Consider the following 20,381-nt stretch of genomic DNA (forward strand, 5'->3'; position numbering starts at 1 on the left):
TTGACTACAGAGAGAGGAAAATCAAATGGCTGAATTATTATATGAAAGCACAAGAGGGGCAGGCGGCAAGGTGACTGCTTCCCAGGCAATTTTAAAGGGACTGGCTGAGGACGGAGGGCTTTTTGTACCTGAAACCATTCCGGCTCTCCCCATGAGTCTCAGGGAGCTTTCTCAGCTTTCCTATCAGGATACGGCATTTGCTGTGATGAAGCAGTTCCTGACAGATTTTACTGATGAGGAACTTCGTTCCTGCATTACAAATGCATATGACGAAAAATTTGATACGAAGGAAATCGCACCGTTAAAAGAAGCAGATGGTTCCTATTATCTGGAGCTGTTCCACGGCTCTACCATTGCTTTCAAGGACATGGCTCTTTCCATTCTGCCGTATCTGATGGTGACTTCCGCGAAAAAGAATCAGATCAAAAATGAGATCGTGATCCTGACTGCCACCTCCGGCGATACAGGAAAGGCGGCGCTGGCAGGCTTTGCCGATGTGCCCGGAACAAAGATCATCGTATTTTATCCCAAGGACGGTGTAAGCCCCATCCAGAAAAAACAGATGGTGACCCAGAAGGGAGCCAACACCTTTGTGGTGGGAATCCATGGAAATTTCGATGATGCTCAGAGCGGGGTAAAGGCCATGTTCGGGGACAAAGAGCTGGCAGCGGAGCTTGACAGCCACGGTTATCAGTTCTCCTCGGCCAACTCCATCAACATCGGACGGCTTGTTCCCCAGGTGGTCTATTACGTTTATGCGTACGGACAGCTTCTGAAAAAGGGAGTCATCACCGAAGGTGAGGAGATCAACGTGACTGTACCCACCGGAAATTTTGGAAATATTCTGGCAGCTTATTATGCCAAGCTCATGGGTCTGCCCATCGGTAAGCTGATCTGCGCCTCTAACGAAAACAAAGTGCTTTTTGATTTCTTCCAGACAGGCGCTTACGACAGAAACAGAGAATTTCTTCTGACCAGCTCACCGTCTATGGATATCCTCATTTCGAGCAATCTGGAGCGTCTTGTGTACCGGATTGCCGGAAGCGATGCAGGAAAGGATGCGGCTCTTATGAAATCCCTTTCCGAAACGGGACGCTACGAGATCACCGATGAGATGAGAGCACAGCTTTCTGATTTTTGCGGCGGCTTTGCAAGCGAGGAGGAGACTGCGAAAGAAATCAAAACGGTATACGAAAATACCGGCTATGTCATTGATACCCACACGGCTGTTGCTTCTTTTGTAGCCAGAAGCTATCGAAAAACATCCGGTGACAGAAAAAAGATGGTCATTGCTTCCACAGCAAGTCCCTATAAATTTACGAGAAGTGTCATGAAAGCCATTGACGCCAAATATGATGAAATGGAAGATTTTGCACTGGTTGATGTGCTGTCGGAGATTTCCGGCACAGCGGTACCTGCAGCCATCGAGGAGATCCGCACAGCGCCCGTGCTTCATAAGACTGTCTGCGAGACGGCTGAGATGAAGAATACGGTAAAAGCCTTCCTTGGAATCGAAGCATAAGAAAATTGTCATATTTTGTTAAGTGTATCTTTAAAAATATGTGCTATAGTATTGATACAGAGTGAGGCGCTTGCGGCGCAAATATAATTTTGAAAGAGGATGAAAGCATGTCACAGGAGGGGAAGGATGAGAGAAAGCTGGAATATATCCAGCTTTCCCACAGATCCAGAAATAATTCTCAGACTGGGGCCGGCCGCAGGGCGGCAGGCAGCCAGTCTGGCAGAAACGGTGCTTCAGAGGATATGACTGCCAGAAGGCGTCCGGCATCCGGTCAGCGTCCGGCATCCGGTCAGCGTCCGGCATCCGGTCAGCATCCGGCATCTAGTCAGCGTCCGGTATCCGGTCAGCGTTCGGCATCGGTGCAGCGTCCGGTATCCGGTCAGCGTTCCGTGCAGGGTCAGCACACGGCAGGAGCTCAGAGAAGTCAGGCTGTTTCCGGCTGGGAGCAGGAAAAGCGCCGGATGAGGGAAGAACGTCTCAAAAAGAAAAAGAGAATGAAAATTATGATCGCAGTTCTGCTGGTTATTCTGGCAGTGCTGGTTGTGGTGGCAGTCTGGATGCTGCGGAGCGGTTCGGAAAAAGAAAACAAACCGGCAGACGCTTCTGCCGGGGCCAATGAGTCCGGTTCCGTTTCAACGGCCAAGCTTACCGAACAGGATTTTCAGTTTACGGTGCCGGCCGATCAAAAGGAGCTGGGTACGGTTCAGGAAAAGAAGGAAATCGCAGATTATGAGGGGTATATTCTTCATTATCCGGCCATAGGAAATGAAACCATTGATGCTGCGGTTGCTCAGCGTGCAGACGATATCATTTCTTTATTTAAGAACCAGGTTCAGAGCCTGCGCACCGACGGAAGGACCAGGATGCTCATGACCGTGGATTATGAGATCTATCAGACCGATGAGGCGCTCGTCTCCGTGAAATTTAATATTCATCGGGAGCTTCCTCAGGAAAATCTGTCCGGGGACAGTGTGGAAACGTATACATACCGCCTCTCTGACGGAGCGGAGATATCTCTTTCCGACGTGATGAAGGAGGGGTATCTGGAGCTTCTGGCACAGAAAACGGAAGAATTCGCGGGAAACCAGACCGGTACTCTGAAGACGGGTGCTGCTGCGGCAGCAGATGTGAATTTCCAGTATTATACCTGGAATGAGGATGGTCTTACCCTGTATTTCCCCGGAAAGACCCTGATCGAGGAGACGGTAGAGCTTCTTTCTTTTACCATCCCCATGGATGAGGTTCGGGATTACCTGACTTTGGATCTGGGAGGCGAGCAGGCTGCGCAGGGAACAGTGACTTCCGGAGTGGATCCTGCAAAGCCCATGGTATGCCTTACCTTTGATGACGGTCCGAAGGCATCAACCACACCGGAGCTTCTCGATATTTTAGAGGCTAACGATGCCAGGGCAACATTTTTCGTTGTGGGCTCTTCTTTGAAGTCGGATTCTGCTGAGCAGATCGTGAAAAGAGCCGTCTCTCTTGGCTGCCAGATCGGAAACCATACCCTGGAGCATAAAAACTTCAAGGATATTTCTGACGATGAGATCACCCGTCAGATCGATGGGGTCAATGAGATCCTGGAGGGATGGGGGCTGTCTGCCTGCGGAACGGTCCGTCCTCCTTACGGCGGATGGAACAACCACGTGATTGCCTACGTGACGGATTATCCTTTTGCACGGTGGAATGTGGATACGGAGGACTGGAAGACGAGAGACGCTGAAGCTACCATTAACACAGTCCTTTACGACGAGGATCTGAAGGCGGCCGATGGCGACATCATCCTGATGCACGATATCCATCCGGAAACCATTGAAGCCTGCAGAACGATCATACCGGAGCTCAAAGCCAGAGGTTTCCAGCTAGTGACCATGGAAGAAATGTTTGCCGCTAAAGGGATTCCCTATGAGGGAGGTCACGTTTATTATTCCAGCGGCGACATCCGAACAGATTTTGGTTCATAAATGATACAAACAGCCGTCTTGTGTTTCTGGTCGACATAACCGGAAATGCAGGACGGCTGTTTTGGTGGAGAAGAATGGAATTATAAATAGAAAAATGTATATGGAATAGAGGCTTTGATGCATGATGTGCCATTACATTTGCGGCCTGATCACAAAATATCTGGAAAATTCATGGTGATTGTGCTACCATTATGATAAATAAGGAGGTTTTATGGGTGAGAGAATTCTGATTGTGGAGGACGAGCCCTCAGTTCGTGAAGGCTTGATCGAAGCACTTGCCTGGGAGGGCTATGAGCCCTGCGGCGTGGAAACCGGTGAGGAGGCATTGGAAAAATTTCAGGGAGAGAAATGGGATCTGTGCATCCTGGATGTGAAGCTGCCGGGAGAGAGCGGATTTGAGGTGTGCAGAAAATTGCGGGAGCATTGGCAGACTCCTATTCTTTTTTTAACGGCTTTTTCTGACGAGGCGAATACTGTGCGGGGATTGGAGCTGGGCGGAGATGATTATGTAGCGAAACCGTTCCGGTTGAAAGAGCTTTTGTCACGGGTCAGATCCCTGATCCGGAGGGCACGGATGGGACAGGAAACGGAAGAAGGAAAGTATCTTACCAGCGGTGCCTTCAGCCTGAATTTAAAAAGCAGAAAGATAGAACAGAATGGTGAAGAATTGATTTTCACACCGAAGGAATGCCAGATGGTCTATCTGCTCATGAATGCTTGGCCGGATAAGGTGAGCCGGCAGGAGCTTGTGGAGGTGGTCTGGGATAAGAACGGAAAATATATCGAGGACAATACCATTCGTGTCCACGTGAGCAGACTGCGGGAAAAGCTTGGTACCTTTGAGGGTAAAACCTATCTGGAGACAGTGCGGGGTGTGGGCTACCGCTGGAATCTGCCTGTGAAACGGCAGTGAGGAGGTTTTCATGGGAGAGGGAAAATATCGGGAAGAGAAAGCATTGGAAAGAGGATTCCTGCTTTTGGCAGTGTTGGTGATGGGAGCGTGGGTACTGGCTCTGTGGCTCAGTTTTCGATCAGAACGGAACAGAATTCTGGATGTTCTGACAACGTTATACGGAAGAACGGATGCCGCCCGTTTTTCCGCTCTTCTTGACGGGACGGCCCACAATCGGATCTGGCTTCTGGGCCTTTTTCCCATGGGGGCTCTCCTGGGCTTCTATCTTTATGGAAAAAAGTGGCTGATGAGACTGGAAAAGGAAATCAGCAGATTCAGTTTCTGCCTGGAGCAGCTGACTGCGGGAAAGGACGTGGCTCTGGCTCAGTGGAAAGAAGGGCTGTTATCCTCGTTGTCCAATCAGGTGGAGCTTCTGTATCGGAGAAATTGTCATATGATCGCTCTTGTCCAGGAGGAAAAGGAGAAAATATGCCGTTTTATGGAAAATATGGTTCATCAGATGAAGACACCGATGACGGCGCTCTGTCTGGATCTGGATCTTCTGGAGGGAAAGCTTGAAGGGCAGGAGGCAGCGCTGGGGAAGATACAAAATTGCCAGGAACAGTGTACCAGACTGAAGGATACCATAGATGAATTTCTGCTTTCCAGTCGGTTTTCGGCAGGAAAAGTGGCAGTGATTCCTGCACCGGCAGACATTGATGTGATGGTCGAGGGAGTCCGCAAAGAGCTTTCTTCTTTATTGGAAAAGCGAAAGATAAGTGTTTCCTATGACTCTCAGTCGAGAAAGCCATTGTTCTGTGACAGCGGCTGGATGAAGACGGCCATAGCAAATCTGGTAAAAAATTCTGTTGAATCTATGAGAGCGGGAGGAACGATCCATCTTCGACATTGGGATGAGGATCGGTGGAAGTATCTGGAGCTTACGGATGAAGGAGGCGGGTTTTCGGAGGAGGCCGGAAACAGGATCTTTGAGCGGTTTTATACGGGAAGGGCAGACAAAGGCGGTACCGGTTTGGGCCTTTCCATCGTAAAAGAGGTCGTGGAGGCCACTCATGGAACGATCTGTGCCTCTGCATTAGAGAAAGAAGGAAAAAGAATCGGAACCAGATTTTTAATGAAATTCAGAATACTGGACGGTCCGGATGCCTACGAAGGCTGAGCGCGTTCTTCGTCTCTTATGAAAAAGCTTACGAAAACGTCACGTGTAAATGGAAAACGTATGTGTTACCATTAAGGCAGATACAGAGAGTACATTTACACGTGATTTTTATTGGGGGGAGGAGCAGCATGGCAAAGAGTATAAAAGAGCTTGCCCGTTTGTCGGGACAGGGCCGCCGCAGAGAAAACACATCCTTATTTATTGTGCTGTTTTTTCTGTTTTTCCTGGTCAGTGCCGGAACTACCTGGTTCAGTATTTCCAGAGAAACGGAAAAGCAGCAGCGGCTGGACGCATGTGGGGAATGGAAGGCGGCCGTCTTTCATGTGGACAAGGAATTTGCTGACGAAATAATTAGCAATCCGGCCAATATACGTATTGGTATCAGCAGAATTGCAGGAATTGTTTTGGGACCTGAGGCTAAAGAGAAAATAAAAGAACTGGAGAAGATCGGAGAAGAAATTATTAAAATGCCGAAGGAGTCCTGGGAAAAGCCGTATCAAAGCCTTTTGGAGGCGGGAATGACAGGTATGGGGATTTCGGAAGGGGAACTGAATGCCTATTTAGGTGGGGGCAACCTTCTTGGTACGCTGGATGAAGGCGCAAGAGAACTAGGCAGGATCACCGTGGAGGAAGGGGCATTTCCGGAGAATATTAACGAAATTGCCATGACGAGGACATGCCTTTTGCGAATGGGGTATGAGGAACGGTTGGGACAGGAGATCAGTTTCCTGGTTTACAGCGGTGAAAACACGGCATCCAACGACAACATGGAGACCAGGTTTCAGGAAAAAAAATACAGACTCTGCGGGATTCTGACAGATTATGGCGGTGGATGGAACAGCAAAGGCTACGATGTCGCATCTGCAATAATTACAGATAAAGCAGCAGAGGCTTATTCATGGGACCCCTTCTATCATGTACTTACAGATGTGAACGGTTCTGTATCTGATACGATTCAGATTTATGGGATGCCGGATAAATCAATGGATACCATTCATCACTTTGCCTATAATTATTATTCCTATGACTTTTTTGGAACAGTGGATTACAGCTATTTAGGCATGACTCTGCTTATCGTTTTTCTGGGATCAGCAGTGGTTATATTCCAGATGATGGGAATCCAGATGAAAAAGCGGAGCAGACAGGTGGGACTATTAAAAGCCATAGGCGCTACAGATAAACAGGTACGGGCAATTCTGCTGAGAGAAATGTCCACAGTAATCGTTCGGGCACTGCCTTTCGGCGCATTGGCGGGATTTATTATTGTTCCGTCAGTTCTATGGCTCAGTGGTATAGCAAGGATACTGGGGCTGGTATTTTCGCTGGATATTCCGTTATGGTGCGGTGGACTTCTGACAGGCTGTCTTATTGCATATATTGGTGCAATGATCCCAATTAAAAAGGGAAGTAAAATTCCGATACGTGGGGAGATCGCTCCCAAAATACGCAGAATAAAGCCGCTTAAAAAAGAGAAGCGTTATACCGGAGGAAAGTTGACAGCGGGAAGAGACAGCGGATGGTTCCGGGTATGCGTAGTGATTCTTATGACGGTTATGACTTTCCTGGTATTTTTTGTCCTGTATCAGACAGGAAAGAAGATGATTCCCTATAATAACGGGGAGCGTGCACTGACTTATGAGCTCTCATTTCAGGGCAAGTACAGCGGGAACAATATGAATGATACCCTGTTGGAGCGGATCAGGAAGATTCCCGGGGTAGAGGCTGTTTATACAGGTAAGGACGATCTGGATTCAGATCTGTATCTTTCTTTTAATGGGGTAGAGAACAATGAACTGGAGAGGCTTCGAAAAAACTGGCATTCCCCGCCTTACAGCTTTCATGAGGATTACAAACAACGAAAAGGAGAGGCTCTTGTTAACCTGAAAGGCATTTACACTGGCTGGGAACAAAATATGGAAGGATTGGAGGAGTGGATTGAAGAGGGGGAATTTGACAAAGATCTTTTTGAATCAGGACAGGAGATTATTTTATTTCTTCCACCTTATAGAGATCGGGATTACCATGCGATGATTACGGGAATGGATAAGGTAGAGATCAATACAGATAAAAGATACAGAAGATTTTTTGAGTTGGAGCAGACAGTGAAGCCCGGTGACGTGGTCACGCTGACTGTTCGTGCCCAGGAGCAGGACGGAAATGGAAATCTTACCTGTTCTTTAGAAAAAAAGATTCAGGTGAAAGTGGGCGGTATTCTTCGGTATTTACCTCAGGATATAAAAAATCCTCTTTGGAATAATAATTTATATTATAATCAATATCATTTAAAACCGTATACAGTCATTGCAGGTGGGGGGCTGGTTGATCAACTTAGGCAGATATCTGTTGAACTGGAGCAGAAATTGAAGATTCAGAATCTGAAAGATAAAAAAGACGCAATAATCTCAGAAGTTGGAGAGGAGATTTATCAGATTTTGCTGGAAGAAGCTATATCAGGGGAATCTGCTTCATCTGTGAATGTGAAGTCCGAAGGAACTCCATATGATTCTGTCAAAATTGTATGTAATAACAGTGCAACGCAGTCTACAGAAGGAACTATTCAAAATCTTTCCAGTCTTTACGGATTTTTGTGTAATGCAAATTATGAAAGCTTCGAGGTATGGAAAGAGGAGTATAATATATCTTTGAATCGATCGATTCTTTTTATGGCGGGAGCTGTCACCGGTGGGTGTGTATTCCTTTGTTTCCTGCTGCAGATGGTAGAGTCACATCTTTCAGAGGATAAACGGCATTTTGGAATTTTTCAGTCTCTGGGAATTCGAAGGAAAGATATGCTTTGGAGCTATTTCCTTCGGGGATTAAAAAACAGCATCCTTGCATTGTCAATTTCTCAGGGATTCTTATTTCTTTGGGTCTGGCTTTCCAACAGGACGATCATCGGAAAAATTTCACCGTATGCATTCAGTGGGAAAACAGAGAAGATACTCTATTGGTATGACACATGTTTTGGAACATATAATTGGTTTTTGCACTTGTTATTCTGTAGTTGCTTTCTTCTGATTGGCATTATCATTTATCTGATGCCCCTTGGAGGAGTTTTGAAAAACAGTCCCGTAGAGAATATCAGAGAACTGGGGGAATAGGAGGGCGTATGAATATACTGTTGGAGACGAAACGGCTGGAAAAAACATATGGAACAGGAGAACGGGCAGTACAGGCGTTGAAGCCTCTTGATTTGCAGATCGAGGAAGGGAAGTTTTATGCAGTTATCGGCAGGAGCGGTTCCGGAAAATCAACGCTTTTACATCTTCTGGGAGGACTGGATAGGCCTACGGCAGGTGAAGTCATTATGGAAGGTAAAAATCTGGCTGCCTTTAATGACAGGGAAGCCGCCATTTTTCGTCGCAGACGAATCGGTTTTGTTTTTCAGGCCTATAATCTGCTCCCGGAATACACTGCCATCGACAACATCCGGATGCCGCTTTACCTGGACCAGAGGGAGATCGATGAAGAATACGAGATCATGCTTTTAAAGAAGCTTCGACTGGTGGGAAAGGAAAAGAAGTATCCAAATGAGTTATCCGGAGGGGAAGCACAGAGAGTAGCCATTGCCAGGGCTCTCATTGCAAAGCCGGCAGTTGTGCTGGCTGACGAGCCTACAGGCAATCTGGACGCGAAGAGTGCGGAGGAGGTGCTGCAGATCCTGCAGGGAACCTGCAGAATCTTTCATCAGACTCTGATTCTGGTGACCCATGATCTTCAGATCGCCAGAATGGCGGATGAGGTATTGACTCTGGAAGACGGGAACCTTGTGACGGGAGAGAAACAGGTATAAAAAGGATAAAAGCAGCAGACGGAAGGCCGGGGCGTTTGGCTCCGGCCTGTTCCTATTTCTTTCCGAGAATATCTGCCATTTTTCGAAGCATATCAATGCGGGATTGTTCCTGAGGGCTCATGCGGCTTTTTAACAGATTGACGATCAGATCTGTTTCTGCGTCACTGAACTGAAGCCCCATGGAGTTGGCGTTTTTGTTGGCGGATATCAGAAAGGGAAGAAGGGTATCCATGGATTTGCCGCCGGACTGGGAGGCCAGCTCCGAAAGAAAGGCCAGTTTTTTTAAATCCATATTCTTTAAGGTTGGGTCATTCTGCCAGCCGGCCTGATTCTGAGTGCTGGATTGCCCTTGAAAACCGGCCTGATTCTGAGGGGTGGCCTGCCCCTGGAAGCCGGTTCGATCCTGACTGCCTGATCGGTTTTGGCTGTCGTTTGGCGGACTTTCCTGGCTGTGGCGGGGCTTCTGTTCCCAGGATTGATTTTGAGGCTGGGGATAATCGGGATTCTGGCTTGAGGGCTGTTCCGGCTGCTGACCGGGATATGGATTTCTGTAGGGATTGTAATAGTCGCTCATGACAGACTTCTCCTTTCAAAGAATGATGTATGGACGATTGGACAGACTATGTGTTGTGGAACAGGGATCGGTAGGAATCAAACAGTGCCTGTTTTTCCGGAGGAAGGGAATTACGGATCTGGCTGCCAAGATCGGAATCCGGAGATGGATTGGCCGGCGCACCAGTCGGAGATTCCCGGGGGGACGCTGCAGAGTTCTGGGGAGAAGTCTGAGACATCTGCTCATATAGGCTGGAAAGCTGGATGAACTGCTGAAACTGTTCAAAGGCCTTTTTCTGCTCAGGACTTCCGTAATCCTTGATCTCACTCAGAATATCAAAAAAGCCTCGCTTTGGTACACCTTCTGCGGCAGAGCAGATGCTCAGTGCCTCCATACGGTCAGGGGAAGAGAAAAGCCTAACGGTATTTTGGAGCTCCTGAAGCTTGATCAGAAGGGAGAGAAGACGTCTTTGTCCGGAAGGAAAATATGAAAGAGCCGCCTTCAGCATCTGAAGGTTGTAGCTGCAGGTCATTTTATCAAATTCAGTTGCCTTTAAATCTTCCTGCTGCAACACAGCACCTCACCACTTTCATCTGTTCAGTGTATGCGCAGGCACAGAGGATTATGAGTGCAGACGGAAAAAACGGATTGCCGGGAGCGGGCAGGGAAAAAGCCGCATACAATAGCAATAAGCAGGAATCCTGGAGAGGAGTCCCCATGAAAACCAAGCTTATCATTGATGAAGATTCCGTTTATGAAATAGATGAAGAGTGTGATCAGGTCCGGGAGGAGCAGGAAAGGAACAGGAGAGAAAGAAGGCAGAGATCCGGCTGGCCCGGAAAAAGAAAACGGGAAAAGAGATGAAAAAGAAAGTGGGATGCTGCCCGGTAGATTACATATATCTACTTTTGCAGCATCCCATGACTGTTGTCGGTATCGTTTATTTTGCCAGCTTCAGCATAATATCGTTGGATCGGGTTACAAATTTGCTCATGCGCTCCGGTGACAGACTGCCGTGGGAGAGCAGGGCAAGATCATAAAGCTGTTCACAGAAGGCGGAAGTGTCCTCACCGTCAGCGTGGTCCAGAACGTAGGTCACCAGCGGGTGGTTGGCGTTAAGAACCAGGCTTTCGGAGGCACCGAACATATCCAGATTCATATCACCCATGTTATACATCTTCATCATATCCTGCATCCGGCGGCCTTCTTCGGAAAGGGTGACGACAGAAGCAATATCAGGATTTTTCAGCTTTTCAACCTTGACATCCAGCTTATCATTATCGAGGGCTTTCCGGAAGATTTCTGTCAGCTTGTCGGTCATGGCAGTCATGGATTCCTTATCCTCTTCCCTAGTCTCTTCCTTGAATGCCTTGTCCAGATCGGTATCGATCCTCAGGAAGTGAACATCCTCATTTTTCTGCTCCACGTGGCTGATGAAGGGAGCGTCGATGGCATGGGTCAGGATGACAGCGTCGATACCGGCATCCTTAAACATCTTGATATACTGGCTCTGGGCTTTTTCATCGGTCACATAGAAGACGGTATTCTCATGAGCCTCCTTGTTTTCCTCCAGACACTCAGCCAGGGTCAGATATCTGCCCTCCAGATTCTTGAAGAGGATGCAGTCCTTGATCTTTTCCTCAAATTTTTCATCGCGGATGTAGCCGTATTTGATAAAGGGACTTAAATCATCCCAGTATTTCTCATAGTTTTCTTTCTCGACCTTGTACATGCCGGTCAGCTTGTCAGCCACCTTCTTGGTGATGTAATCAGAGATCTTCTTCACGAAGCCGTCGTTCTGCAGGGCGCTTCTGGAAACGTTGAGGGGCAGGTCGGGGCAGTCGATGACGCCTTTTAAGAGCATCAGGAATTCGGGAATAACCTCCTTGATATTGTCCGCCACAAATACCTGATTGTTGTAAAGCTTGATGGTGCCCTCAATGCTTTCATACTGGGATCCGATCTTCGGGAAGTACAGGATGCCCTTTAAATTGAAGGGATAATCCATGTTCAGATGGATCCAGAACAGAGGCTCCTTGTAATCGTTGAATACGGTACGGTAGAATTTTTTGTATTCCTCGTCGGTACACTCGTTGGGATGCCTGGTCCACAGAGGATGAATATCATTGATGGGGACAGGGCGCTTGTGGATCTTGGCAAGCTCTCTTCTGGGGGAGATCTCCACCGTTTCCTTCTCGCCGTTTTCATTTTCCCGTTCCTCAGTCTTTGCTTCCTCTACGGTACGTTCCACGACCACATCCCTGTCGGTCACTTCGCTGGCATCGATGGTTTCAAACTCCTGGGGAGCGTTGGCCTTTTCCAGATAAATATTTACAGGCATGAAGGAACAATATTTGGTCATAACCTCTCTTGCCTTGTATTCGTTGGCGAATTCCAGACTGTCCTCATTCAGGTAAAGGGTGATCTCGGTACCGAAATCCTCCTTGTCACCCTCGGCCATGGCAAATTCCTGACCGCCGTCAGATTCCCAGTGAACGGCGGGAGCATCGGCACGGTAGGATTTGGTATCGATGGTGACCTTATCCGCAACCATGAAGGCGGAATAGAAGCCCAGACCGAAATGTCCGATGATCTGATCCTCGTTGGTCTTGTCCTTGTATTTTTCCAGGAAATCCTTTGCTCCGGAGAAAGCAATCTGATTGATGTATTCGTCCAGCTCTTCAAAGGTCATGCCGAGACCATTATCCTTGAAGGTGATGGTTTTTCCGTCAGGGTCAACGGTTACCAGAATCTTGAATTCTGTATCCTCCGGAATTTCAAACTCGCCCATCATATCCAGCTTCTTCAGCTTTGTGATGGCGTCGCAGCCGTTGGAGATCAGTTCCCGGTAGAAAATATCGTGGTCACTGTAAAGCCACTTCTTTATGATAGGAAATATGTTTTCACTGTTAATAGATAAATTGCCCTGTTTTTCCGGCATATCTGTCACACCTTTCTTTTAATTTTATTGTCTGAGAGGCTTCTGCCTCAGTGGATTATGATCTATTGTAATACCGACAGAAACAAAAGTCAAGAAAAAATTAGCACTCATCACGGATGAGTGCTAATAATTTTATAAAATTTTCTGTATTTTTGTCATTTACAGTTCCTCAAAAGGGATTTTCCGGGACCGAAAAAAGCGTTTTACCGCGTCATCCCAGATATGCTCCAGGGTTTTATCCATGATGAAGGAGGTGAAAGAGAGTCCGGTGGTGCAGGTAATGGCTCCCTGTTCATAACGAACATTCAAAAACAGACCCCCGATCTGATCAACAGAAAAAGCAAGACCGTTTCCTGAAATCAGTTTTTCTGTGTTGGAACGGGAAAGAACAAAGACAAGCTTAAACTGCTCCGGCAGCTGCGTCCCTTTGATGATTTGAAAACAGAGGGGCTTTAACAGGGACCAGCGGGCCAGATCGTGCTGCTCCATGGCTTCCCACTGGCTGTCAGTGAAATAGTCTTTGTGGAGGGCGCCATCGATGGAAATGGCAGTTCCGGTGGTAAAGGAAGCCTGAGACAGTAGAAAGGAGTCAAAGGTGTCCTGCAAAAACAGCATGGAAGTGAACGTTTTTTTTTCAGAAATATTCAGTGCGATCATGGAAACCTCCTTATTATGTACAGTATAGAAGAAAAACGGAAAAAAGGGAAGTGGTTTCTTCGAGTGGAAAACTGTGTTATAATGGGCGAAGCAGGAGGGCGTAAAAGCCCTGATCGGCGGACTATCTGACAACGGAGGAAACAGCTTATGAACGAAAGAAACCAGAGCCTTGACGGACTTATGGATTATATTGAAAAGGGGGTGTCACCTTTTCACACGGTGCAGAGAGCGGCAGAGGATTTTGCCATGGCCGGCTACGAGGAGCTTTCGCTTTGTGATAACTGGCAGTTAAACAGGGGCGGATGTTATTATGTGAAGGCATATGATTCGTCGTTGTTTGCTTTCCGGATCAACAAGGGCTTCGCCAGACTCCAGAGCTTCCGGATAGCAGCGGCTCACACTGACTGGCCCTGCATGCGCATAAAGAGTGCACCGGATCTGTCACAGGGGACATATGCGAAGCTCAATGTGGAAACCTACGGAGGTCCGATCCTGAATACCTGGCTGGACAGGCCGCTGTCGGCGGCAGGCCGGGTAGTTTTAAGGGGAGAAAGCTGTTTTTCACCGGTAACCAGACTGGTGGACTTTAAACGACCCATCTGTACCATTCCAAATCTGGCGATCCATATGAACCATGATATCAACAAGGGAATTGAATTAAACAAGCAGAAGGATATGGCTCCGCTCATCGGTCAGGCTCTTGCCGGGGAACTGAATCAGAAGGATTATTTTATCCGGATCCTTGCCGAAGAGATGGGAGTATCGCCGGAGGATATCCTGTTTTTTGAGCTTTCTGTTTATAATTGCGACAAGCCGGATATCCTTGGAGGGAAGGGAGAATTTTTGTCGGCTCCCCGCCTTGACAATCTGACCAGCGTGAAAGCCTGTGTGGACGGCCTTCTGGCAGGAACCGAACGGAGAGGCGGCATCGATATGGCAGTTCTGTTTGACCATGAGGAGATCGGCAGCAGGACAAAGCAGGGAGCAGGGTCAGTGCTTCTTCCTATGATAATGGAAAAGATCTGCCGTTCTTTCGGTTATACCGATGAGGACTGCTTAAACAGCAGGCTGAAAAGTTTTTTCCTTTCGGTAGATGTGGCCCACGGAATTCATCCAAGCCAGCCGGATAAGAGTGACGTGACGAATCTGGTGTATCTGAACGGCGGTGTGGCAATCAAGGCGGAGAGCAACCAGAAATACGCCACCGACGGGGAAGCAATTGCGGTCGTCCGCAGTCTCTGCGACAAATACGGGATTCCCAGTCAGTTGTTTGCCAACCGGTCTGATGTGGGAAGCGGCAGTACCCTGGGATCCATTGCCTCATCCTTTGCGGTAATGAGAACCGCAGATATCGGCATTCCTCTTCTTGCCATGCATTCAGCCCGGGAGCTTATGGGGGTCGGGGATGAGGCGGCGCTCACCGGACTTTTGAAAGCCTATTGGAATGAGCAGTAGGGAAAGCCTGACGGCCTTTATGGAATCTTAACACAGAAGTTAAAAAACCCTCTTTTCAAATGCAATATCCTGTGCTATCATAAATAGTAATGAAAACTACATGGAATGGTAAAAGATTCAAATAAAAGTAGTTGGGAAGTACAGGAGGAAAGACGTGAATTACAAAATAATAGTTGACAGCTGCTGCGATCTGACAGAGGAATGGAAGGCAGACAGCCATTTTCAGATTATTCCCCTGACTTTGCAGGTGGGAAACCGCTTTATCACTGACGACGAAAATTTTAACCAGGCAGAATATCTGGAACTGGTACGGACCACACCCAGCTGTCCCAAAACGGCATGTCCTTCCCCGGAGGCCTTTAAAAAGGCTTATGACTGTGATGCGGAGGCGGTATTTGTGGTGACACTTTCCCAGCATCTGAGCGGTACCTACAACAGCGCGGTGCTGGGCCGCAGTCTTTATCTGGAAGAGAAAGGAGATAAACAGATCGCCGTATTCAGCTCCGATTCGGCTTCTGTGGGTGAGGCAAAAATCGCTTTTAAAATCCGGGAGCTTGCAGAAGCGGGAAAAGGCTTTGAGGAGATCGTGAAAGAGGTGTCTGATTTCCGGGATCACATGAATACCTATTTTGTTCTGGAAACGCTGGATTATCTGAAGAAGAACGGCAGACTTACGGGCCTTCAGGCATTGTTCGCCACGGCGCTCAATATCAAGCCGGTCATGGGTGCTGACAAGGGCGTGATCATTAAGAAGGATCAGGCGAGAGGCATCGACAAGGCACTTGCAAAGATGGCAAAGTGGATCGCTGCAGAGGCAAAGGAGGCGGGAAATAAGACTCTTGCTATTGCCCATACCAACTGCCCGGAGCGGGCCCAGAAGGTGAAGGAACAGATCTTAAGCCTCATCAGAGTGAAGGATGTATATATGGTAAATACCGCGGGCGTCAGCACAACCTATGCCGGCGATGGCGGGATTATCATAGCATTATAAAGGAACAGAGCATATGAGCTGTCGTATCGCGGATCTCAGGATCCATTGATGCGGCAGCTTTTTTTGGATCAGAATTATTGACGGCAATGGCTTATTTTGTTATTATTAAAACACATATCTGGGAAAACTTCTAAACCGTTCGGTTGCCGAATCCCCATATGAATTCATTTTAATTTTATACAATCTGACAGGAGGACTATGCCTATGACCAACAACAGGTTGAGAGATCATTTTCCGATGCTTCGGGACAGGGAGGAGTTTTTAAATTTTTGTACGGGAATCCGAGGGGTAAAGGTTCTTTATGACTGCTTTTTTAAAGAAATTTTCAATCCGGATGAGAAACCGGAGCGGCTGGAACGATTGCTTTCCCTTCTTCTTGAAAATGAAGTTAGAATTCTCCATGTACTTCCCAATGAATCAGGCGGAATCGCTGCGGAGGGTGCGCTTCTGGTCATGGACATCGTAGTACAGCTTGCAGACGGAAGTATTGTCAATATTGAAATCCAGCACACCTGGATCCATAGGGTCAGTCCAAGATCCGATACGGGAGTCCAGCTGGAACTTTTGCAGGATTATCTGTTTGTTGCCCTTGACATCTTCCGGAAAAACCTTCAAAATAAAGCCAAGGAAACCATAAATGAACTTGAGGCATGGTTGATTTTTCTGTGCGTGGATGACCCGGAATGGATCACAGAGCTGACGGAATCCAGACCGGAGTTTCAGGCGTTTTACAGGGAAATCTACGAGATGTGCCGGAATACGGAGCGTGTTATGGGATTGTTTTCAGAAGAACTGGCGATTATGGATAAAAATACAGCACAGTACATGATTGACGAAATGCAGGAGCAGCTTGATGAGCAGAAGCGGCTTTTTGACCAACAGGAAAAACTTCTTGGTGAACGGGAAAGGCGTCTTGACGAGCAGGGAAAACGTCTTGACGAGCAGGAAAAACGTCTTGACGAAAAAGAGAAGCTCCTTGATGAAAAAGGAGCAGTAATCGCGAAACAGGAGAATGAGATTCTTGCATTGCGTCAGCAGATTGAAGAGCTTACAAAGCGTTTAAATGAGGAGAAACCATGATATAGCAGGAGGGTGTCCCGGGAGGACACCCTCGGTATTTGTTACCGTTTTCCGGCAAATTTCTTTTCCAGAAGCGAAATGATCCGGTAAAAGATCATGGAGAGGATACAGAGGATCACAATGCTCATCATGACAATGTCCATTTTGAAGACCTGGCTTCCGTAGATGATCAGATACCCCAGTCCTTTGTTGGCAGCCAAGAATTCACCGATGATGACGCCAACCAGACAGAGACCGATATTTACCTTCATGTTGTTGATGATGAGGGGGATGGCACTGGGGACGAGGACCTTGAACAGTACGTCCCGACGATTTCCTCCCAGAGTATAGATCAGCTTGATTTTATCCGGGTCCACCTGCTTGAAGCCGGTGTGAAGGGTCATAACAGAACCAAATACAGCTACGGAAACAGCGGCGGCAACGATGGTCTTTACGTTATTTCCCAGCCACACGATGAGAACGGGAGCAAGGGCCGATTTGGGAAGACTGTTTAACATGACCAGATAAGGCTCCAGAAGCTCTGCCAAAGAGGGAAAGCCCCAGAGAACCATGGCAGTGAAAAGACCGATGACCATGACAAGAAGAAAGCTTCCGAAGGTCTCCGTAAGCGTGATACCGATGTGAAGAAACAGGCTGCCGTCCTTTGCCATTTCAAAAAAAGTCTTTGCCATTCGGGAGGGGCTGCTGAAGATGAAATCATTGAGAAGACCCAGTCGGGCAAAGAACTCCCAGGAACCGACAAAGAGTATAAATAAAAGAAGCTGTCCTGCAAGCACTACATAGCGGTGGCGGGAACGGGCCCGCAGGTAATTGGCCTGGGCCGTGGAAAGAGGCTTATCCATCCGACTTTAACTCCTTCCAGATTTCTTCAAAGTAACCGCTGAAGCAGGGAGCACTTCGGCGCTTTAAGGGGGTATTGTGATTGTCGTCAAAGTGAAGCGGCAGGATCTTTCGGATACGGGCGGGCCGATGGGACAGAATAACGATACGGTCAGCCAGGGTAATGGCTTCAGCCAGATCGTGGGTCACTAAAATGGCAGTCCGTCCTTCCCGGCGGATGATTCCGCCGATGTCGTCGCCCACTTCCAGACGGGTCTGATAGTCCAAAGCGGAGAAGGGCTCGTCAAGAAGCAGGATATCCGGTTCCAGAGCAAGTGTGCGGATCAGGGCTGCCCTCTGGCGCATGCCGCCGGACAGGGCTGAGGGGGAGGCATCCCGGAAGGCTGTGAGGCCATAGGTGTCCAGCATGGAGCAGACGGATGCTTTTGTGTCATGACTCAGCTTATGTCGGATTTCCAGGCCGAGAAGCACATTGTCGTAGACTGTTCGCCATTCAAAAAGATGGTCCCGCTGGAGCATATAGCCGATATTGGCCCCGGAGGTGCCCTGAGCTTTTCCAAAAAGACGGATCTCCCCTGTTTCCGGCAGGAGCAGCCCGCTGATCAGGGACAGAAGCGTCGTTTTCCCGCAGCCGGACGGCCCTACAACGGCAATGAATTCCCCCGGCATGACTGACAGGGAAATGTCGGACAGGGCTGCCGTCTCTCCGTCCATAGAATGGTAGGAAAAGGAAACGTGTATAAATTCAAGGATTGGTTCCATAGGATTCCTCCGTCGATACATACTTTACCGCGTGAAATGCGTCCGCCCGCAGGATAGGAATTGCAGGCCTCTGGCATACGCAGGAAAATCCAAAACACAGTCACCGCGGACGGGCCGCGCTGCCTGTGCCAGGGTATACTTTATCATATGGAAAGGGAGGAAAAGGAGTGAAAGAACTGGTTGACAGGAAGCTTTTCCTATAGTATATTAGTAACGTTGACAAAGCTTTTGAGCTGTGTATCTGCTTCCGTGGCTCAGTTGGTAGAGCAATTGATTCGTAATCAATAGGTCGCCGGTTCGAGTCCGGCCGGGAGCTTTTACGGCAGAGGCGCCGTTTTATAGGAACCTGTTTTCGCGGAAGCGGAGACAGGTTTTCCTTTATTAGTGCTTTGTTTGCAATTTTCAAAAAAACACTTGCAATTTGAACAAAGATGGTGTAGAATACGCAAAGGAAAGACAAGTGTACGTATAGCAAAGACATTCAATAAAAACAACGAGGAGATTATGAAAATGGAAATGAAGGAAAAGCTGAAGGTTGGCGTATTAGGTGCGACAGGCATGGTAGGACAGCGGTTTGTATCCCTGCTGGCAGATCATCCCTGGTATGAGGTGGTGACGGTGGCTGCAAGCCCCAGAAGTGCCGGAAAGACCTATGAGGAGGCAGTGGGTGACCGTTGGAAGCTGGACAATCCCATGCCGGAAAATGTTAAGAAGCTGGTTGTGAAGGACCTTCACAATATTGAAGACGTAGTCGCTGACGTGGATTTCGTATTCAGCGCCGTGGATATGACGAAGGATGAGATCCGTGCCATTGAGGAGGCTTATGCGAAGGCAGAGGTTCCCGTGGTATCCAACAACAGCGCACATCGCTGGACGCCCGACGTTCCCATGATCATCCCGGAGCTGAATCCGGAGCATGCAGAGGTCATCGAGTTCCAGAAAAAGCGTCTTGGAACAAAGAGAGGCTTCGTTGCGGTAAAGCCCAACTGCTCCATCCAGAGCTATACCCCTGCTTTCCATGCGCTTCGTGAGTTTGGCGTGAAGACTGCAGTAGTTACGACTTATCAGGCAATTTCCGGTGCAGGAAAGACCTTCAAGGATTGGCCGGAGATGGTTGACAATATCATCCCCTACATCGGCGGCGAGGAGGAAAAATCCGAGCAGGAGCCTCTTAAGATCTGGGGTAAAATTGAGGACGGCGTGATCAAGAAGGCAGAAGGTCCCCTTATCACCTCCCAGTGTATCCGCGTTCCCGTTTCCAACGGACATACGGCAGCTGTATTTGTAAACTTCGAGAAGAAGCCCACCAAGGAAGAAATCCTGGAGCGTTGGGCAAACTTCTCCGGTGAGCCTCAGAGACTGGAGCTTCCCAGCGCTCCGAAGCAGTTCCTCAAATACTTTGAGGAGGATAACCGTCCTCAGGCCAAGCTGGACCGTGATTATGAGAACGGCATGGGCGTAACTCTGGGACGTCTCCGCGAGGATACCGTCTTTGATTACAAGTTTGTTGGTCTTGCCCACAACACCTTAAGAGGTGCGGCAGGCGGCGCTGTGCTCTGCGCAGAGCTTCTGACAGCCAAGGGATATATTACAAAGAAATAAAGAAGACGAAAAGCTATGCAGGAAAGCTCCTGTGTTCCATGAAGGTGGGATACAGGAGCTTTTTGAATACCAATATGTCTGTTTATCGAGGCCGGAGAGATCAGAGTGATATTGTTGATGTCTGATGGAAAGATCAGAAAGTTATACTA

The 20,381-nt window shown here is 48.1% G+C and carries 17 protein-coding genes and 1 tRNA gene; 12 read left to right on the forward strand and 6 right to left on the reverse strand.

Annotated features, from left to right (window positions below):
- Positions 1-25: 25 nt before the first annotated feature.
- The 6 genes from thrC to QJ036_RS06100 all read left to right on the forward strand — a co-directional run bounded on the left by thrC (position 26) and on the right by QJ036_RS06100 (position 9,351).
- Positions 26-1,522, forward strand: coding sequence for a threonine synthase (thrC, locus tag QJ036_RS06075; RefSeq protein ID WP_283230556.1), 1,497 nt, complete (start codon positions 26-28; stop codon positions 1,520-1,522).
- A 107-nt stretch (positions 1,523-1,629) separates the two neighbouring features.
- Entirely contained in the window at positions 1,630-3,486 is a 1,857-nt protein-coding gene (locus QJ036_RS06080) for a polysaccharide deacetylase family protein (RefSeq protein ID WP_283230557.1), read from the forward strand.
- 211 nt (positions 3,487-3,697) lie between these two features.
- Complete coding sequence (locus tag QJ036_RS06085) at positions 3,698-4,399, forward strand: response regulator transcription factor (RefSeq protein ID WP_283230558.1); 702 nt, start codon at positions 3,698-3,700, stop codon at positions 4,397-4,399.
- Positions 4,400-4,409: 10 nt separating this feature from the next.
- Positions 4,410-5,558, forward strand: a complete 1,149-nt coding sequence (locus QJ036_RS06090; protein WP_283230559.1) for a sensor histidine kinase — start codon at positions 4,410-4,412, stop codon at positions 5,556-5,558.
- Positions 5,559-5,686: 128 nt separating this feature from the next.
- Complete coding sequence (locus QJ036_RS06095; RefSeq protein ID WP_283230560.1) at positions 5,687-8,659, forward strand: ABC transporter permease; 2,973 nt, start codon at positions 5,687-5,689, stop codon at positions 8,657-8,659.
- 8 nt (positions 8,660-8,667) lie between these two features.
- The gene (locus QJ036_RS06100; protein WP_283230561.1) at positions 8,668-9,351 is read left to right on the forward strand and encodes an ABC transporter ATP-binding protein; all 684 of its coding nucleotides are present in this window, start codon (positions 8,668-8,670) and stop codon (positions 9,349-9,351) included.
- A 52-nt stretch (positions 9,352-9,403) separates the two neighbouring features.
- Here QJ036_RS06100 and QJ036_RS06105 read toward each other — a convergent pair whose 3' ends face one another.
- Positions 9,404-9,925, reverse strand: coding sequence for a hypothetical protein (locus tag QJ036_RS06105; RefSeq protein WP_283230562.1), 522 nt, complete (start codon positions 9,923-9,925; stop codon positions 9,404-9,406).
- Positions 9,926-9,971: 46 nt separating this feature from the next.
- Positions 9,972-10,478 (reverse strand): hypothetical protein, encoded by a 507-nt coding sequence (locus QJ036_RS06110; RefSeq protein WP_283230563.1) that lies wholly within the window; start codon positions 10,476-10,478, stop codon positions 9,972-9,974.
- Positions 10,479-10,621: 143 nt separating this feature from the next.
- On the opposite strand from QJ036_RS06110, the gene QJ036_RS06115 reads away from it, so the two are divergent.
- Positions 10,622-10,768 (forward strand): hypothetical protein, encoded by a 147-nt coding sequence (locus QJ036_RS06115; RefSeq protein ID WP_283230564.1) that lies wholly within the window; start codon positions 10,622-10,624, stop codon positions 10,766-10,768.
- Positions 10,769-10,844: 76 nt separating this feature from the next.
- On the opposite strand, the gene htpG is transcribed toward QJ036_RS06115, so the two are convergent.
- Together htpG and QJ036_RS06125 are read right to left on the reverse strand one after the other, a co-directional pair.
- Positions 10,845-12,845 carry a molecular chaperone HtpG gene (gene htpG, locus QJ036_RS06120; RefSeq protein WP_283230565.1) on the reverse strand — a complete coding sequence of 667 codons (2,001 nt, stop codon included), beginning with the start codon at positions 12,843-12,845 and terminating at the stop codon, positions 10,845-10,847.
- 159 nt (positions 12,846-13,004) lie between these two features.
- Positions 13,005-13,502, reverse strand: a complete 498-nt coding sequence (locus QJ036_RS06125; RefSeq protein WP_283230566.1) for a DUF5721 family protein — start codon at positions 13,500-13,502, stop codon at positions 13,005-13,007.
- A 147-nt stretch (positions 13,503-13,649) separates the two neighbouring features.
- Here QJ036_RS06125 and QJ036_RS06130 point away from each other — a divergent pair, with 147 nt between their 5' ends.
- From QJ036_RS06130 to QJ036_RS06140, 3 genes are all read left to right on the forward strand, one after another.
- Positions 13,650-14,957 carry a M18 family aminopeptidase gene (locus tag QJ036_RS06130; protein WP_283230567.1) on the forward strand — a complete coding sequence of 436 codons (1,308 nt, stop codon included), beginning with the start codon at positions 13,650-13,652 and terminating at the stop codon, positions 14,955-14,957.
- Between the two features lie 154 nt (positions 14,958-15,111).
- Complete coding sequence (locus QJ036_RS06135; RefSeq protein WP_283230568.1) at positions 15,112-15,948, forward strand: DegV family protein; 837 nt, start codon at positions 15,112-15,114, stop codon at positions 15,946-15,948.
- 204 nt (positions 15,949-16,152) lie between these two features.
- Positions 16,153-17,028 (forward strand): PD-(D/E)XK nuclease family transposase, encoded by an 876-nt coding sequence (locus QJ036_RS06140; RefSeq protein WP_283230569.1) that lies wholly within the window; start codon positions 16,153-16,155, stop codon positions 17,026-17,028.
- 41 nt (positions 17,029-17,069) lie between these two features.
- Here the strand turns inward: QJ036_RS06140 and QJ036_RS06145 are convergent, their stop codons facing one another.
- The gene (locus QJ036_RS06145; RefSeq protein WP_283230570.1) at positions 17,070-17,870 is read right to left on the reverse strand and encodes an ABC transporter permease; all 801 of its coding nucleotides are present in this window, start codon (positions 17,868-17,870) and stop codon (positions 17,070-17,072) included.
- A complete protein-coding gene (locus QJ036_RS06150; RefSeq protein ID WP_283230571.1) occupies positions 17,863-18,630 on the reverse strand; it encodes an ABC transporter ATP-binding protein in 768 nt (255 codons plus the stop codon). The genes QJ036_RS06145 and QJ036_RS06150 overlap by 8 nt, the downstream gene beginning before the upstream one ends.
- Before the next feature lie 243 nt (positions 18,631-18,873).
- Between QJ036_RS06150 and QJ036_RS06155 the strand changes: the two genes are divergently transcribed.
- Together QJ036_RS06155 and asd are read left to right on the forward strand one after the other, a co-directional pair.
- A tRNA-Thr gene (locus tag QJ036_RS06155) sits at positions 18,874-18,946 on the forward strand.
- A 200-nt stretch (positions 18,947-19,146) separates the two neighbouring features.
- On the forward strand, positions 19,147-20,232 hold the full coding sequence (gene asd, locus QJ036_RS06160) for an aspartate-semialdehyde dehydrogenase (RefSeq protein ID WP_334305446.1): 1,086 nt from the start codon (positions 19,147-19,149) through the stop codon (positions 20,230-20,232).
- The last annotated feature ends 149 nt before the right edge of the window (positions 20,233-20,381 follow it).

The sequence above is a fragment of the Fusibacillus kribbianus genome, assembly GCF_030053595.1.
Lineage (GTDB): Bacteria > Bacillota > Clostridia > Lachnospirales > Lachnospiraceae > Lientehia > Lientehia kribbiana.